At 33.8% G+C, this 14,853-nt stretch carries 19 protein-coding genes; 7 read left to right on the forward strand and 12 right to left on the reverse strand.

Annotation, left to right across the window (positions count from 1 at the left end; genetic code table 11):
- Positions 1-2: 2 nt before the first annotated feature.
- The 4 genes from RNZ46_RS16805 to RNZ46_RS16820 all read right to left on the reverse strand — a co-directional run bounded on the left by RNZ46_RS16805 (position 3) and on the right by RNZ46_RS16820 (position 2,765).
- Positions 3-332 carry a DNA-directed RNA polymerase subunit omega gene (locus RNZ46_RS16805; protein WP_311938832.1) on the reverse strand — a complete coding sequence of 110 codons (330 nt, stop codon included), beginning with the start codon at positions 330-332 and terminating at the stop codon, positions 3-5.
- Positions 333-344: 12 nt separating this feature from the next.
- Positions 345-1,157: an outer membrane protein assembly factor BamD gene (locus RNZ46_RS16810; protein ID WP_316983330.1), complete on the reverse strand. Its 813-nt coding sequence runs from the start codon at positions 1,155-1,157 to the stop codon at positions 345-347.
- A 206-nt stretch (positions 1,158-1,363) separates the two neighbouring features.
- Positions 1,364-2,245: a 4-hydroxy-tetrahydrodipicolinate synthase gene (gene dapA, locus RNZ46_RS16815; protein WP_316983331.1), complete on the reverse strand. Its 882-nt coding sequence runs from the start codon at positions 2,243-2,245 to the stop codon at positions 1,364-1,366.
- Positions 2,235-2,765, reverse strand: coding sequence for a DUF6913 domain-containing protein (locus RNZ46_RS16820; RefSeq protein ID WP_316983332.1), 531 nt, complete (start codon positions 2,763-2,765; stop codon positions 2,235-2,237). The genes dapA and RNZ46_RS16820 overlap by 11 nt, the downstream gene beginning before the upstream one ends.
- A gap of 123 nt (positions 2,766-2,888) precedes the next feature.
- Here RNZ46_RS16820 and RNZ46_RS16825 point away from each other — a divergent pair, with 123 nt between their 5' ends.
- Both RNZ46_RS16825 and RNZ46_RS16830 read left to right on the forward strand, forming a co-directional pair.
- Complete coding sequence (locus tag RNZ46_RS16825) at positions 2,889-3,581, forward strand: 5'-nucleotidase C-terminal domain-containing protein (RefSeq protein ID WP_316983333.1); 693 nt, start codon at positions 2,889-2,891, stop codon at positions 3,579-3,581.
- A gap of 37 nt (positions 3,582-3,618) precedes the next feature.
- Positions 3,619-4,536 (forward strand): bifunctional metallophosphatase/5'-nucleotidase, encoded by a 918-nt coding sequence (locus RNZ46_RS16830; RefSeq protein WP_316983334.1) that lies wholly within the window; start codon positions 3,619-3,621, stop codon positions 4,534-4,536.
- Here the strand turns inward: RNZ46_RS16830 and RNZ46_RS16835 are convergent.
- Positions 4,533-5,282 carry a hypothetical protein gene (locus RNZ46_RS16835; RefSeq protein ID WP_316983335.1) on the reverse strand — a complete coding sequence of 250 codons (750 nt, stop codon included), beginning with the start codon at positions 5,280-5,282 and terminating at the stop codon, positions 4,533-4,535. The two genes, RNZ46_RS16830 and RNZ46_RS16835, sit on opposite strands and share 4 nt — an antisense overlap.
- A gap of 171 nt (positions 5,283-5,453) precedes the next feature.
- Between RNZ46_RS16835 and RNZ46_RS16840 the strand changes: the two genes are divergently transcribed.
- Positions 5,454-5,837, forward strand: a complete 384-nt coding sequence (locus RNZ46_RS16840; protein WP_316983336.1) for a DoxX family membrane protein — start codon at positions 5,454-5,456, stop codon at positions 5,835-5,837.
- An 8-nt stretch (positions 5,838-5,845) separates the two neighbouring features.
- On the opposite strand, the gene RNZ46_RS16845 is transcribed toward RNZ46_RS16840, so the two are convergent.
- The 6 genes from RNZ46_RS16845 to RNZ46_RS16870 form a co-directional block, all read right to left on the reverse strand.
- Positions 5,846-6,553 carry a hypothetical protein gene (locus RNZ46_RS16845; RefSeq protein ID WP_316983337.1) on the reverse strand — a complete coding sequence of 236 codons (708 nt, stop codon included), beginning with the start codon at positions 6,551-6,553 and terminating at the stop codon, positions 5,846-5,848.
- A gap of 113 nt (positions 6,554-6,666) precedes the next feature.
- Positions 6,667-7,188, reverse strand: coding sequence for a hypothetical protein (locus RNZ46_RS16850; protein WP_316983338.1), 522 nt, complete (start codon positions 7,186-7,188; stop codon positions 6,667-6,669).
- 273 nt (positions 7,189-7,461) lie between these two features.
- Positions 7,462-9,462 (reverse strand): NAD-dependent DNA ligase LigA, encoded by a 2,001-nt coding sequence (gene ligA, locus RNZ46_RS16855; RefSeq protein ID WP_316983339.1) that lies wholly within the window; start codon positions 9,460-9,462, stop codon positions 7,462-7,464.
- Between the two features lie 40 nt (positions 9,463-9,502).
- Positions 9,503-10,066, reverse strand: a complete 564-nt coding sequence (locus RNZ46_RS16860; RefSeq protein ID WP_316983340.1) for a hypothetical protein — start codon at positions 10,064-10,066, stop codon at positions 9,503-9,505.
- 78 nt (positions 10,067-10,144) lie between these two features.
- Positions 10,145-11,005, reverse strand: coding sequence for a peptide chain release factor N(5)-glutamine methyltransferase (gene prmC, locus RNZ46_RS16865; protein ID WP_316983341.1), 861 nt, complete (start codon positions 11,003-11,005; stop codon positions 10,145-10,147).
- Complete coding sequence (locus RNZ46_RS16870) at positions 11,002-11,493, reverse strand: GNAT family N-acetyltransferase (protein WP_316983342.1); 492 nt, start codon at positions 11,491-11,493, stop codon at positions 11,002-11,004. Before RNZ46_RS16870 ends, prmC begins: the two co-directional genes overlap by 4 nt.
- 16 nt (positions 11,494-11,509) lie before the next feature.
- Here RNZ46_RS16870 and RNZ46_RS16875 point away from each other — a divergent pair, with 16 nt between their 5' ends.
- The 4 genes from RNZ46_RS16875 to RNZ46_RS16890 are packed head-to-tail and all read left to right on the forward strand — an operon-like array spanning position 11,510 to position 14,264.
- Positions 11,510-12,001, forward strand: a complete 492-nt coding sequence (locus RNZ46_RS16875) for a hypothetical protein (RefSeq protein WP_316983343.1) — start codon at positions 11,510-11,512, stop codon at positions 11,999-12,001.
- 2 nt (positions 12,002-12,003) lie between these two features.
- Positions 12,004-13,056: a bifunctional diaminohydroxyphosphoribosylaminopyrimidine deaminase/5-amino-6-(5-phosphoribosylamino)uracil reductase RibD gene (gene ribD / locus RNZ46_RS16880; protein WP_316983344.1), complete on the forward strand. Its 1,053-nt coding sequence runs from the start codon at positions 12,004-12,006 to the stop codon at positions 13,054-13,056.
- Entirely contained in the window at positions 13,049-13,663 is a 615-nt protein-coding gene (locus tag RNZ46_RS16885; protein ID WP_316983345.1) for an HAD family hydrolase, read from the forward strand. The genes ribD and RNZ46_RS16885 overlap by 8 nt, the downstream gene beginning before the upstream one ends.
- Positions 13,656-14,264 carry an IMPACT family protein gene (locus RNZ46_RS16890; RefSeq protein ID WP_316983346.1) on the forward strand — a complete coding sequence of 203 codons (609 nt, stop codon included), beginning with the start codon at positions 13,656-13,658 and terminating at the stop codon, positions 14,262-14,264. The genes RNZ46_RS16885 and RNZ46_RS16890 overlap by 8 nt, the downstream gene beginning before the upstream one ends.
- Before the next feature lie 5 nt (positions 14,265-14,269).
- Here RNZ46_RS16890 and RNZ46_RS16895 read toward each other — a convergent pair whose 3' ends face one another.
- Positions 14,270-14,665, reverse strand: coding sequence for an acyl-CoA thioesterase (locus RNZ46_RS16895; RefSeq protein WP_316983347.1), 396 nt, complete (start codon positions 14,663-14,665; stop codon positions 14,270-14,272).
- Positions 14,666-14,853 lie beyond the last annotated feature (188 nt).

Genomic DNA, 14,853 nt, shown 5'->3' on the forward strand with positions numbered 1-14,853 from the left:
TATTATTCCTGAGAATCTTCCTCAGTATTTCTGTGGTAAATTTTATCGGTTAACCATTCCTGTACCGCTAATGCGTGGGGTTTTGGCAACTTTTCGTAAAATTTAGAAACTTCGATTTGTTCTTTGTTTTCAAAAATTTCTTCAAGACTATCGTTGTAAGTGGCAAATTCTTCCAACTTATCAATAAGTTCTTTTTTAATTTCTGAATTGATTTGTTCAGCGCGTCTTGCGATAATAGAAATAGATTCGTAGATGTTGCCTGTTGGCTCATCGATTTGATTTCTATCATAAGTCACAGTATTTACTGGAGCGTTGGTTTTTTTTAAGTCCATTGACATAATAATTTAACTTTTAGTGCTGTAATTTTTTAATACTTCATCCATCTCCAAAGCCATTGCGTTTACCACTTCTGTATGTTTTGAATTTGGATATTTTTCTATGAATGTGTTGTAATATTCCTTTGCCGTTATTAATCTGTTTTGCTTCTTATACTCCACACTATTAATGGCCAATTTATAAGCAGAATCGAGCTTGTAAAACAAGGCGTCTTCGCGCAAACTAGAACCCGGAAAATCGAGAATAAAGTTGTCAAACGATTTTATAGCGGCCTCTAACTCTGTAGATGTAAAAGCAATTTTGTTGTATTGCTTAGCAATCTCAAAGGCTTTCTTTTCTAATTTATAATCCAATTCCTGGACTAATTTGTTAGCTTCTGCGCTATACTCAGACTCCGGATATAAATTGATAAAGGCTTGCAGTTTTTCGATGGCTTCAACTGTTTCTTTTTGATCTTTGGAATATACCGGCGACAGCATATAGTAGCTTTTAGCGCTTAAAAACGCTGCTTCTTCTACTTTTTCACTTTTGGGATAACTTGACGCAAAACGCTCAAACTGATAACCGGCAATATAGTAATCCTTGGTTTTATAAAACGTATTGGAATATAAATACATCAATTTTTCAGCCTGGGGCTTCCCACGGTAGTTTGGTACAATTTGCGCAAAAAGCTTGTTGGCTTTGGCATATTTACCTTCGTTATACAAAGCCTCACCCATTTTAAATTTAGGAGCAATCTCTTCGTTTTTTAAAACTTTTTGATACTCGCTGCAAGAGCTAAAAATAGAAATGGTAAATATGATATAAAAAAACTTCTTCATTTGATGTTGTTCGTTGCTTTTTAAAAGACAAATGTAATTCGCATAACTAACATCTTGCTTAGTCTCAAGATTTTAAAAATGCTCATTTCATAGATTTTAAAACAGAATGCAAAATTAAGGTATTAATATGGATTTTAAAAATATAATTTCTCTGCTAAAATAAATGTTGAAGTCTAGTAACCACAAGGTTTAAGTTATATTTAACATTACTCGAAGTCTTTTACAAATGCAGCGATTTTTTCTTTCAAGGAATTTGAAGCTGGCACCAATGGCAACCTTACGGTATCTTGACATAGATTTAAGGCTTCAAAAACAGCTTTAATGCCCGCTGGATTATTCTCTTCAAAAATATGGCTAACCACATCCATTAGTTTAAAATGAATGGCATAAGCAGCTTTTGCTTCACCCTTTAAGCCCAAACGCACCATGTTTGAAAAGGCTTTGGGAAAGGCTTGCCCAATCACCGAAATAACACCTGCTCCACCGGCTAAAACTATGCCCAAAGCGAGATCGTCGTCACCAGAAATTATTAAAAAATCTTCGGGTTTATTTTTTAGCAATTGTAAATATTGTGCCACGTTGTTTCCTGCTTCTTTAACGGCAACAATATTTTCAAAATCGTTTGCCAATCGCAAGGTGGTTTCTACATCCATATTTTTTGAAGTACGCCCAGGAACGTTGTATAAAATAATGTCTGTGGGACATGCTTCGGAAACCGCTTTAAAATGCTGATACAGCCCCTTTTGCGTTGGTTTACTGTAATACGGCGATACCGATAAAATGGCATCAATACCACTTAAATCGGTTGCATTTATTTCTTCAATTACCGATGCTGTATTGTTACCCCCGATACCTAAAACCAGTGGTAACCGACCCTTATTAGCTTTCGATATGGTTTTAACAACAGCCTGTTTTTCTGTTTTGGTAATGGTAACGCTTTCTCCCGTTGTGCCACAAATTACAAGGTAATCGGTGCCGTTTTCAATATTGAAATTAACAATATTCGCCAAGGCGTCATGGTCTATACTCAAATCGGATTTAAACGGTGTAACCAATGCCACTCCAGTACCCAAAAACTTACTGCTCATTTTTAATTTTATTTAATATGGTTAAGTATTTATGCACTTCGGCTTTAAATACGTTAAATTCTTTTATGTTGGTGTTTATTATTAAATCGTTTAATCGCTCATCGGTTTGCAAAATGCCTATTTTGAATTGGGCTTCAGATTTTGCCGTAAGCAATTTTAACTCCAAATCTTCAGTTGTATAATAACTAATCAACGCATCAAACTTGGTGCTTAAAAACGTTTGCAATTCTATATTCTTAATAGTGCCGCTCCAACCAAAATCTTTAGGATTGTAACAGGCATCCCAAGAACTCAAGGTATCTTTTTTATTAGCCGAAAACGCAATGATTTTAAGCCTATTTGGGCGCACGTTTAAATGAGCTGCCAAAACCCTAAACAACTCAAAATCATCAACTTCATCAATATTTAAGATAACACCCAAACTTTTAACCTTACTGTCCGTAACACTTACTTCGCGTTGCGACAACAATTTGTTAAGGTGCTTTTTATTAGATTTTTCTTTAAAACCTTTTAAAATCATTTATCTTTATACTTTTCGCAAAGGTAGCAAAAGTACATTCAAAAAATCGTTTCATTTATGAGGTTCACACATTTTATTTTTTTGTTATATATTTTTATTTTTCTAGGTTGTAAGCAAGAAAAATTGCACTTAACCAAAATTGAAGGCAAGCAAATTCAAATTACCGATAGCTTGACGCCAAATGCCGAAATCGAATCGTTTATCAAACCTTTTAGAGACAATATCCAAAAAGATTTAGACAGTGTTTTAGCCTATTCTGTACATACGTTTTCTAAAACCGATGGCGATTTAAACACGGCCGTTGGCAACTTTATGGCCGATGCCGTTTACAGTGAGGCCAATCCTATTTTCAATAAAAGAACGGGTAAAAATATTGATATGGTGTTGTTGAATCACGGCGGTATCCGCTCTATTTTACCAAAAGGAAACGTTACCAAAAGAACCGCTTTTAAATTGATGCCTTTTGAGAACAGCATTGTGGTTGTGGCGCTAAAAGGGGCTCAAGTTGATAGTATTATCTCTTTTTTAAAATCCAAAAAACGAGCGCATCCTATTTCGAAATTAAAACTTGTACTCGATAAAGATTTTAATGTTTTTGAAGCGAAAATTAACGGTAAAAACATTGAGAAAAACAAAACCTATTATGTAGCTACCAACGATTATTTATACAACGGTGGCGATAACATGTCGTTTTTTAAAACCAACGACAGCCTGTATAATTTAAATTATAAATTAAGAAATGCTCTAATAGATAAATTTGTGAAGTTAGACACCATAAATCCTGTGGTTGACGATAGGTTTATTCAGATAGATTAATTTATAAGTTATTTAAACAAAACAACTTAACAAGAAAATGAAACGCAGAGATTTTATACAACAAGCTACGGCTGGTACCGCATTGGTAACTCTTGGCACTTTAGGATTGCAGTCGTTTACTTCGGCCGTAAAAAAAACAAAAATCACTATTTTGCATACCAACGATGTGCACAGTCATATTGATGCTTTTGGTCCGGATGATGGCAGAAACGCCAATAAAGGCGGTGTAGCTAGAAGAGCGGGTTTAATTGAATCTATTAGAAACGAAAACCCAAATACCTTGCTTATGGACGCCGGCGATATTTTTCAGGGAACACCATATTTTAACTATTATGGTGGTGAATTGGAGTTTAAATTAATGAGTAAGCTAAAATACGATGCAGCAACCATTGGCAACCATGATTTTGACAACGGTATTGAAGGTCTTTACACCCAATTGCCACATGCCGAATTTGAATTTGTTTCGTCCAACTACGATTTTTCAAACACCATAATGGACACCCATGCAAAACCCTATAAAATCTTTAAAAAAGATGGAATTAAAATTGGTGTTTTTGGTTTGGGAATTGAGTTAAACGGTTTGGTTGACCCGTCGATGTTTAAGGAAACTAAATATTTGGATCCTATTGAAACGTCGCAAGAAATGACTAGAATTCTTAAAGAAGATGAGCAATGCGATTTAATAATCTGTTTATCGCATTTAGGCTATAATTATCGAAATAGCACAACCAAAATAAGTGATTTAAAACTGGCCGCGGCTACAAAAAACATCGATTTAATTATTGGCGGACACACCCATACTTTTTTGAAAAAACCGACCGTTGTAAAAAATATTGAAGGTAAAAATATGCTAGTTAACCAAGTGGGGTGTTATGGCATTAATCTTGGTAAAATAGACTTTTATTTTGATGCTAATAAAAACAAAGCGGCTCAAGGCACATCCATAATTGTTTAGGCAAAAATATTATCGGAATTATAACGGTCTTGCGCCTTGTTTTGGATAATGGCATTTTTGTTTTCAACCATAATATAGTTTAACAACAGATACACTCCAATGGCGTAAATAATTCTTTCCAACATTACAAAACTCCAGCTGTACACATAATACAAACTAACATAGTTTAGAATTGTAGAAAAAACCAAACATAGCGCTACCATTAAAAAGAGAATGGAAGGCTTGGTATCGTTTGCCAAATACATTCCGAAGGCCAAAAAGACCAATAAGATTAAAGAAAGATTTTTTACACCAAACAAAAGCACCTCAAAACTATCTGGTACAATGGCTTTTAAAATGCTGTAAAATGTATATAAGAAATAGGCGTTTATTAAAAAGACAACTACTAAATACGTGCCGACAACCTTATCGATTTCAAAAAACTTAAATTTAAAAAAGGCAATTCCTATTAAACTCAAATAGCTTAAAAAGTAGAAAACACTTGAAGCTTTAATGAAAAATTCGTTGTCAAAAAATGCTAAAGATACATCTCCTAAAAACGAAAACAGAAAAAACAAAATAAAAGGTAGGCTCAACGACTTATATTTTATAAAAAACAAAGTCAACAAAGCAGGGATAAAAAACACTTTTGCAGTTTGTAAAAAGGATGCATTTTCACTAAAAGCGCCAATAATATTTACGGAAACCAAAAGCAATAATACGCCAAAAAACAACTTATTAAAGCTAAGTATGAACGAATTTTTCATGGTATTTTATATAAGTAGGTCGGACAAATATAAAAATAAAAATCAATTACAGCGATAAAACCATGCTTTTTGTCGATTATTTTGTTAGTATTTTGTGTTTTAACGATAAAAACCCATAGCCACAAAAAGCAATCTTATTAAAAATGTCGTGCTCAAATTAATTGTTAAAACATGAAAAAACACACATCGTTAATTTTAAGAATACTTGTGGCTGTTATTTTAATTCAAACCCTTCGTTTTAAATTTACAGCACATCCAGATAGTGTATATATTTTTAAAACGGTTGGGCTAGAACCTTTTGGGAGGATTGGCATAGGTATTTTAGAGCTTATTGCAGGGGTTTTGCTATTAATACCTAAAACCGTTTGGCTAGGTGCAGGTTTAACAATTGGTTTGATGTCTGGTGCCATTTTCATGCATTTAACACTACTTGGTATTGAGGTAAATAACGATGGAGGCGTTTTGTTTTTTACTGCCGTTATTACTTTTGTACTTGCTTCAGTTATTCTTTATCGCTACCGAAAAAACATCCCTTTCTTCAATAAACAAGTGTAATTTGATACCTATTGCACTGCTAAAACGTCTTCAGTTTCATCATCAAGTTTTGATTGTTGCAATAAAAAGAAGAATGCCAAAACAAACAGGGACACAAACATAAAGTTAAGTAGATTTTGATTGGCTAAATATATGTATGCAATATTGATAACTTCGCTAAAAACAATGCACAACGCTCCCAGAAACAGGAACAAAGATTTTTTATCATCCTTATAAAAATAATTCAAAAGAGAAACAGATAGCACCAAAAGTATCAAAATATTATACGTAATTTCTAAAATATATTCTACCGATATTCTCAATGAAGGGGAAATAATTTTAAACAACACAAACCCCATATATAAGCTTAAAATAGCGAGCACAATCACCTGTACTTTAAATCTTTTTAAAACCTCTTTAAAATTTATGGATTTATAAATCTCTATTAACAAAAACACATAAGCCGCTACGCACAAAGTATTACATATATAATAGTACGTTTGGTAAACCATGGCATCTTTTACAAAAAGCAAGAGTTCTGGGATAGCATAGAATATTAAAAAAAGGCTGAAAAAAAGTGTTTTCTTTTTAACTGAAACAAAGTAAAGCAGCACAATAAGCGGAATAATCAGCACGCTGATGTGTGTGGCTACAGTCGGGTGTCCGAAAAACTCAAACCCCACAAATAAGCTATAAACTAAACTGATTAACCCTATTAAAACCTTAGAAAAAGTCATAGTTGTAAAAATTAACAGACAAATTTAACAAAATATACAACTAAGCCTAGAAATTGTTAAACTTTTTAAATGTTTAAAAACAAATGGTTAATGATTTTATTATAGATAGTTAACTACGTTATCGAACCTTTAATTTTATTAACTTTACTATGCTTTAAATTTGATTGCTGATAAAGAAAGTAAAAAGCCAAAACAAATAAGGATACCGATACAAAATTAAAAGCATTTTGATGTATCACATATAAATAGGCCACATTAATTACTTCGCTAAAAACAATGCATAAAGCGCCAAAAAAGAAGAATAATGATTTTTTATCATCTTTATAAATATAATTTATTAGTGATACAGACAAGAGTAACAACATTACAATATTATAGACTATTTCTAACAAGTATTCATTCGTAAATTCTATATACGGGCTTATGGTTTCCTGCAAAACATAAGCGATGTAAATGTTTAAGATGGTAAGCACCACAATATGTATTTTATAATTCTTTAAAACATGGAAAGCACAAATGGATTTACAGACTTCGACTAAAAGAAAAACATACGATAACATACTTAAAATATTTCCAGTGAAATAAAAGTATTGATAAGGTATATAATCAATAGTGAAAAAAAGTAATTCCGACAAAGAGTAACAAATTAAAAACAAGCTAAAAAACAGTGTTTTTCGTCGTACAGACACAAAATAAAGTCCTGCTATTAAAGGAAATACAAGTGAACTGAAGCTCGTTGCCATAACCTCGTTACCACTAAATTGAAAAACAACAAAGAGGATATAAGCGATCACAATTAAACCTATCAAGATGTTCGATTTGAACTTAACAGCTTTTATAGTCATGCTACAAATATAACACATTTTAAACAATTAAACGATAATAAAATGTATTTTATCGATAAAAACCTAGTTTCTATCAACTTTTTGTAGGAATTCATATTCGCTAATAATATCTATATTTAGTTGTTCAGCCTTTAGTTTTTTACTTGGTCCCATATTAGCACCTGCAACGATATAACTCGTTTTTGAAGAAATGGAATTACTAACCTTACCACCATTGTCTTCGATAAGTTTTTTTAGATCATTTCTGGAAATAGATTCAAAAACACCGGTTACCACAATGGATTGCCCTTGTAAAATATTAGTTTGCCCTTTAAGTTGATCTGCTGATATTTCCAACTGGACTCCAAACTGTTTTAACCTATTTACAATTGAAACATTCTTTTCATCTTGAAAAAAAGCGGTAACACTTTGTGCTATTTTAACGCCTATTTCATCAACATTTACCAAATCTTCCTCTGATGCCTGGGCAATAGCATCAATACTTTTATAATGTTTAGCTAATTTTTTGGCAACCGTTTCTCCAACAAACCGGATACCGAGAGCAAACAAAACACGTTCAAAAGGGATTTGCTTTGACACTTCAATACCTGCAACCAAGTTTTCTGCACTTTTTTCTGCCATGCGCTCCAAAGGCAATACTTGCTCTTTTGTTAATTCGTATAAATCAGAATAGTTATCAATTAAACCTTCATTGACCAAAAGCGCTACGGTTTCACCACCTAAGCCTTCAATATCCATAGCTTTTCTAGATATAAAATGTTGAATACGACCGATAATTTGAGGTTTACAACCATTGTAATTGGGGCAATAATGCTGTGCCTCACCTTCTTGTCGCACCAATTCAGTTTGGCATTCAGGACAATGCGTAATGTATTGGGTTGGGACAGAATCTGGGTTACGTTTTGTTAAATCAACAGCGATAATTTTTGGGATAATTTCCCCGCCTTTTTCAACAAAAACCGTATCCCCTACTCTAATGTCTAATTTTTCTATCTGGTCGGCATTATGTAACGACGCCCGCTTTACGGTTGTACCAGCCAACTCTACCGGCTCTAAATTAGCCACAGGCGTAATGGCTCCCGTGCGCCCAACTTGATACGTAATTTCGTTTAGCCGCGTTGAAACCTGTTCGGCCTTAAATTTGTACGCCATAGCCCAACGCGGTGCTTTCGCGGTATAGCCCAACTCCTCTTGTTGTTGCAAGCTATTCACTTTAACTACCACCCCATCGGTTTCATAAGGTAAATCGTGTCGGTGCACATTCCAATAATTTATAAACTCCAAAACGTCATCAATGGAATTCGCAAGTTTTGCAGCATCTGGCACCTTAAACCCCCATTGTCTTGCTTTTTCCAAACTTTCAAATTGGGTTGTAATACCCAAGTTTGCCCCCGTAATATTGTACAATAAACATTCCAGCGGCCGTTTTGCTACTTCGGCACTATCCTGAAGCTTTAAACTTCCCGACGCCGTATTTCTTGGGTTACGGTAGGGTTCTTCGCCCAATGCAATACGCTCCTCGTTCATTTTATGAAACCCATCAAAGGGCAAAACAATTTCGCCACGAATATCGAATTTTGGTGGATAATCACCTTTTAACTGTAGCGGCACCGATTTTATGGTTTTTACGTTTGCCGTTACATTATCGCCTTGAAATCCGTCGCCTCGGGTGACGGCTTTGGTCAATAGTCCGTTTTCGTAGGTTAAACTTATAGAAGCCCCATCGTATTTTAATTCGCAAGTGTATTGAATAGCGCCATCAACCAACTTTTTAATGCGGGTTTCCCAATCTTGCAAATCTTGTTTAGAATACGAATTATCCAACGAATACATACGGTGCTCGTGCGCAATGGTTTCAAAATTTTTGGTGACTTCGCCTCCAACACGTTGGGATGGCGAATTGGCATCAAAAAACTCGGGATGCTTAGCTTCCAGCTCTTGGAGTTCTTTTAGCTTTATATCGAAATCGTAATCTGAAATGGTGGGATTATCGAGGACGTAGTAATTGTAATTGTGCTCGCGTAATACGTTACGCAGGTTTTGTATGTGTTGTTTTATATTCATTTTTTTGCCACTATTCCGATAGCAATCGGAACATTATTTTTTAACATCCTTGATGTAAATATTTATAACTTCCCTCTTTAAAGTATAATAATCCTCCGCTACCTTCTTCTTCTCTAATGCTTATTCCAATATTTGGTATAATAACTTCTTTATCTCCAATAATATCAAAAGTTTCTTCGTCAAAAAGCATTTTATACTGAATTTTATTATTGTCTAATTTCAAAATATCTAACCAATTCATATCATCCAAATCATCATTAAACTTTATGCCAGCTCCCAATATAAAATATGAATCATTACTGTGAAAAAATATTAGTCCAATTTTTTTAGATTTTAGTTCTTCAACTAAAAAAGCTATATCTTCTTTATTATCTCCATTGAAATCGGCTTTTAAAAAATTTGGAGAAACTTTATTTGACAAAGCATAAATAGAATCTAAATTATTTATTTTGAGTAGTTGCTTGAGAGAGATAGAATCTTTTTTTTCTTTTTTTTGAATTTCAACAACTGCTTTTTCTTTAAGAATAACAGCTTCTTTCTGCTTTTCTTTACATGAAAAACAAATAATCCATAAACTAAATAATATGTAGAAGTATTTTTTCATAATAGATCCCTTCCCGATAGCTATCGGTATTCGAAGGAACAATAATAAATATTAATTATTGCTTTTAACTTTCAATTATTAATTAAATACACCTTTTATCATTCTATCTTTTCGAAAGATATCCTGTTTTAGCTCGATATTTTTAAATTGTTTGTTATTTAACAACCGAATCATATCGTTGCCAAGATATTCATTAATTTCAAAAAACAGCATGCCTTTTTCACTTAATTTATGCGTTGCAAAACGCGAAATAGCATCGTAAAACAAAAGTGGGTTTTCATCTTTTACAAACAGTGCCAAATGCGGCTCGTTATTTAAAACATTGTTTTTTATTTGTGCTTTTTCCTGTTCACGAACATATGGCGGGTTGGATACAATAACATCAAACTTATGCGATGCTGAAACAAGTTCAGCATGACGGCACGTCAAAATATCAGCTTCAATAAATTCAATTTCAACATGGTTTAATTCCGCATTTTGCCTTGCTGTTTTTAACGCATCTTTACTCACATCTAAAGCATAAACTTTAGCATTTGGCAGGTTTTTAGCCAATGCAATAGCAATGCATCCGCTACCCGTACCTATATCTAAAATGCTAAATACTGAATTCTGAATTTTGTATTCCGAAATCACCCATTCTACCAATTCTTCGGTTTCTGGTCGTGGTATCAAAACATGCTTATTTACTTTAAAAGGCAGACCATAAAATTCAGTTTCCCCTAAAATATATTGAATGGGCTTTTCTTGTTTTAAGGCTTCTAAAGCATTTAAAATAGCATCTTGGTTATCAATTTTAAAATCGGGCGCCATCGCCAATTGCAGTCTTGAAATTTGATAATAAGAATCTATTAGCATGAAAAAGAAACTATCTACTTCTTCTTTGCCGTAAATAGCATCTAAGGCTTCGTGAAATTTATTTTGAATGTCCTTTATATTCATAAATCTTTTAACATCCAAACACCACATGAATAATGTCCGGTATTTCCCAATGCACCTTTTAAATGTTTAAAACCATAGCTCTCGTAAATATGAATGGCGGCTTTAAGTTGCGATGCCGATTCTAAATAACACTGTTTGTAACCCATTTTTTTGGCGGCTTCCATACATTTTTCAAACATCAATTTCCCGTATCCCTTTCCTCTAATTTTTGGTGAAAAATACATTTTTTGAATTTCGCAAACCTCCGCCCCAAAATCCTTTAAAGGCTTAATGCCACCACCACCTAAAACAACACCGTTATCGTCAACAACAAAATAAACATCGTTGGCGTTTTGATACGATTCGTACATCCTCGGCGTTTCATTATCGGCGTAAGCTGTACCTTCCAACGGGATTTTAAACTCGTGAAAACACGCCCTAATAACGGCTTCAATTTGTGCGTTATCTTCGGGCCTAATTTCTCGAATAACTATAGTATCTTTACTCATTTAAAACAGTCATTTTATGCAAGTGAAGATACTTAAATATAAAAACCCCCAAATGAAGATGTTGATTATTTTATCAACAATGTGCTTTGTGCTATCGGGCTGTAATGTTAAGGAAAAACCTGTGTTTTTAAATGTTGAAAATGTGAAAGTTGTTGAATCGACCTCAAAATATATTACAATTACGGCTGATGCCTTGTTTATAAATCCGAATGATATTGGTGGCGCTTTAAAAACAGATGAAATAAAAGTGTTTATTAATGATAACGAAATGGCTACCGTTTCAACCGAAAGTTTTAATGTCCCAGCAAAAAAAAAGTTTTCAATTCCTTTAAAAGCAAATGTCCCAACCGATAGTATTTTTAGCCATAAAAACCTTGGCGGATTACTTGGCAGTTTGTTAAGCAAGCAACTAAAAGTGCAATATAAAGGTGATATAATATATAAGGTTTTCGGATTTTCGTATACTTACAATATTGATAAAACCGAGCATGTAAAAATTAAAATATAAGATTGGCAAACCACGAAACATACATAAAACGCTGCATGGAAATTGCCAAAAACGGCTTGGGGACCACCAGACCAAACCCTATGGTTGGCGCTGTAATTGTTTGTAACAACACCATTATTGGCGAAGGATACACCAGTAAATATGGTGGCAATCATGCCGAAGTCAATGCTATAAATGCTGTTGCTAACAAATCCCTTTTAAAAGAAGCCACGCTGTATGTAACTTTAGAACCCTGTTCGCATTTTGGAAAAACCCCACCGTGCAGCGATTTAATTATTAAACACCAAATACCAAATGTGGTTATTGGTTGTGTAGATGATAACGAAAAAGTGGCTGGCAAAGGCATCGAAAAACTCAAAAATGCGGGGTGCCATGTTACGGTAGGCGTTTTGGAAAATGAATGCAAAAACCACCACAAACGCTTTTTTACATTTCACAATAAAAAACGCCCGTACATTATTTTAAAATGGGCAGAAACCGCCGATGGTTTTATAGCGCCAAAAACAAAAAAGGAAAACAAACCCGTTTGGATTACAAATGCCATTTCCAGGCAATTGGTTCACAAATGGCGCGCCGAAGAACATGCCATTTTAGTGGGCACCAATACGGTTATTCAAGACAACCCCAGTTTAACAACCAGAGATTGGAAAGGGCAAAACCTAACGCGAGTTGTGATTGACAGAGACAATAAGCTATCAAAAGATTATGCTGTTTTTAATGATGACGCTGAAACGATTATTATTAGCTCGAAGACTAAAGATCACAGTCCGAAGGAAAACAATTTGAACTTGAAACATATAGATTGGAGTTTAAAATCTTCCATAGCTAGACAAATTTGTGATGTATTGTTTCAGAAAAATATCAACTCTGTAATTATTGAAGGTGGCGCAAAAACACTTCAAACCTTTATAGACGAAAATCTTTGGAATGAAGCACGCGTTTTTACGGGAAACACTTTATTTAAAGACGGTGTTAAAGCACCTCATTTTTCAGGCAAATTAGTTTCCGAAGAAAAAATAATGACCGATCATCTTAAAATTTATATCAATGATTAAAACCATAATATTCGATTTTGGCAACGTATTTATCAATTTGGATATTGAAGGCGCTTTGCAACACGCCCTAAACACTTTTAAAATTGAAGCGCTTTCAGATGAAATGATAGCCATCAACAGCTTGTACGAACAAGGATTGATGTCTACCATTGAGTTTCTTGGGTTTTATGCTGAAAATTTTCCGGAGCTTTCAAAAGAAGAACTCATTGAAGTTTGGAACTTTATGCTGAAAGATTTTCCGAAGCATCGGTTGGAATTTCTTCAAAATCTAAAAAAACAAAACACATACAAATTCATACTTTTAAGTAACACAAACGAACTTCATATAAATTGGATTAAAGAAAACATATCGTTTTACGAAGATTTTAAAAGTTGTTTTGATGCCTTTTATTTGTCGCACGACATTCATCTGGTAAAGCCAAATACTGATATTTTTGAATTCGTTTTAAACGAAAACACATTAAAAGCCAACACATGTTTGTTTATCGACGATAATGAACATAACATAAAAACCGCCGAATCTATGGGCTTTAATACATGGCATATTAACCCAAATACTGAAGACGTTGCAAATCTTATTAAAACCAAAAGCCACTTATTTGACTGAAAAAGACACATATAAAACCATTGACACATCCACCGAAGCTATTTTATTTAAAGATAAAAACAGTAAGTTTTTCGGTTACGCCTATCCCATTACTTCCGAAGATGACGTAAAACTTCATATTAACAACTTAAAAAAAGAGCATCACGCCGCAAGGCATTGGTGCTATGCCTATCAAATAGGGACGGAACATATTAGCTATCGGGCAAACGACGATGGCGAACCCAACAATTCAGCAGGCATGCCTATTTACGGGCAAATACAATCTTTTGATGTTACCAACATTTTAATTGTGGTGGTGCGCTATTTTGGGGGTATTAAATTGGGTGTTGGCGGATTAATTAACGCTTACAAAACCACAGCGCAGTTAACACTGGAAGCTTCCAAAATTTTAAAAAAAACCATAAATGTAGATTACCTGATTACGTTCGATTATAAAAACATGAATACCGTAATGCGCATCATTAAAGAGAAAAAACTAAACATTACCAATCAGAAATTGGAGCTGGATTGCCAAATAACAATTTCCGTTAGAAAAAAAGAAGCTTTGCAGGTTTTTGAAATTTTCAACAACCTATTTGAGATCACTATTAGAGAAATATAAGTGGTCTATTCCAAGGCATCCAAAAGATATTGTGGCGCTTTAATGGGTTTACCCGTTTTTGCATCAACAAATACCAAAATGGTTTCAGCAGTTGTTAAAATTTCGCCTTTTTCGTTCGTAATTTCATACTCAAATTCAATTTTTGCGGTGGGTATTTTTTTGAGTTGAGTTTTTACATTAATCAGCTCGTCATAACCTGCTGATTTCTTATAGTTTATACACAATGAAACCACCGGAAGCATGATGCCATTTTCTTCCATGGATTTATATGTTAATCCAAACTTACGCAACCACTCCGTTCGCCCTTCTTCAAGATATAATGCGTAATTACCGTAATATACAATTCCCATTTGGTCTGTTTCACCATATCTCACTCTTATTTGTATTTCATCGATTTTCATAAGCAGAATTGAATAATTTTTTGTAGTTTCGGCTAGAGCTTAAACATGAGGAAAAAATTCTAAAAATTCAATAGTAAATGATTTTTTTTTTAAGAATTTTGTTCACATATTTGCCAAACAGAATGAGGGTAAGGAATTCGAAAAATTTCTCTCAAATTTAACTAACAAACAAACTACAACGTCTAAAA

Origin of the sequence: Hwangdonia lutea (assembly GCF_032814565.1) — a bacterium.
Classification (GTDB): Bacteria; Bacteroidota; Bacteroidia; order Flavobacteriales; family Flavobacteriaceae; genus Hwangdonia; species Hwangdonia lutea.

Excerpts from the sequence above, each read along its gene's own strand:
- RNZ46_RS16805 (WP_311938832.1), bottom strand. The coding sequence starts at position 332 with ATGGACTTAAAAAAAACCAACGCTCCAGTAAATACTGTGACTTATGAT.
- RNZ46_RS16810 (WP_316983330.1), bottom strand. The coding sequence starts at position 1,157 with ATGAAGAAGTTTTTTTATATCATATTTACCATTTCTATTTTTAGCTCT.
- dapA (WP_316983331.1), bottom strand. The coding sequence starts at position 2,245 with ATGAGCAGTAAGTTTTTGGGTACTGGAGTGGCATTGGTTACACCGTTT.
- RNZ46_RS16820 (WP_316983332.1), bottom strand. The coding sequence starts at position 2,765 with ATGATTTTAAAAGGTTTTAAAGAAAAATCTAATAAAAAGCACCTTAAC.
- RNZ46_RS16830 (WP_316983334.1), top strand. The coding sequence starts at position 3,619 with ATGAAACGCAGAGATTTTATACAACAAGCTACGGCTGGTACCGCATTG.
- RNZ46_RS16835 (WP_316983335.1), bottom strand. The coding sequence starts at position 5,282 with ATGAAAAATTCGTTCATACTTAGCTTTAATAAGTTGTTTTTTGGCGTA.
- RNZ46_RS16840 (WP_316983336.1), top strand. The coding sequence starts at position 5,454 with ATGAAAAAACACACATCGTTAATTTTAAGAATACTTGTGGCTGTTATT.
- RNZ46_RS16845 (WP_316983337.1), bottom strand. The coding sequence starts at position 6,553 with ATGACTTTTTCTAAGGTTTTAATAGGGTTAATCAGTTTAGTTTATAGC.
- ligA (WP_316983339.1), bottom strand. The coding sequence starts at position 9,462 with ATGAATATAAAACAACACATACAAAACCTGCGTAACGTATTACGCGAG.
- RNZ46_RS16860 (WP_316983340.1), bottom strand. The coding sequence starts at position 10,066 with ATGAAAAAATACTTCTACATATTATTTAGTTTATGGATTATTTGTTTT.
- prmC (WP_316983341.1), bottom strand. The coding sequence starts at position 11,005 with ATGAATATAAAGGACATTCAAAATAAATTTCACGAAGCCTTAGATGCT.
- RNZ46_RS16870 (WP_316983342.1), bottom strand. The coding sequence starts at position 11,493 with ATGAGTAAAGATACTATAGTTATTCGAGAAATTAGGCCCGAAGATAAC.
- RNZ46_RS16875 (WP_316983343.1), top strand. The coding sequence starts at position 11,510 with ATGCAAGTGAAGATACTTAAATATAAAAACCCCCAAATGAAGATGTTG.
- RNZ46_RS16885 (WP_316983345.1), top strand. The coding sequence starts at position 13,049 with ATGATTAAAACCATAATATTCGATTTTGGCAACGTATTTATCAATTTG.
- RNZ46_RS16895 (WP_316983347.1), bottom strand. The coding sequence starts at position 14,665 with ATGAAAATCGATGAAATACAAATAAGAGTGAGATATGGTGAAACAGAC.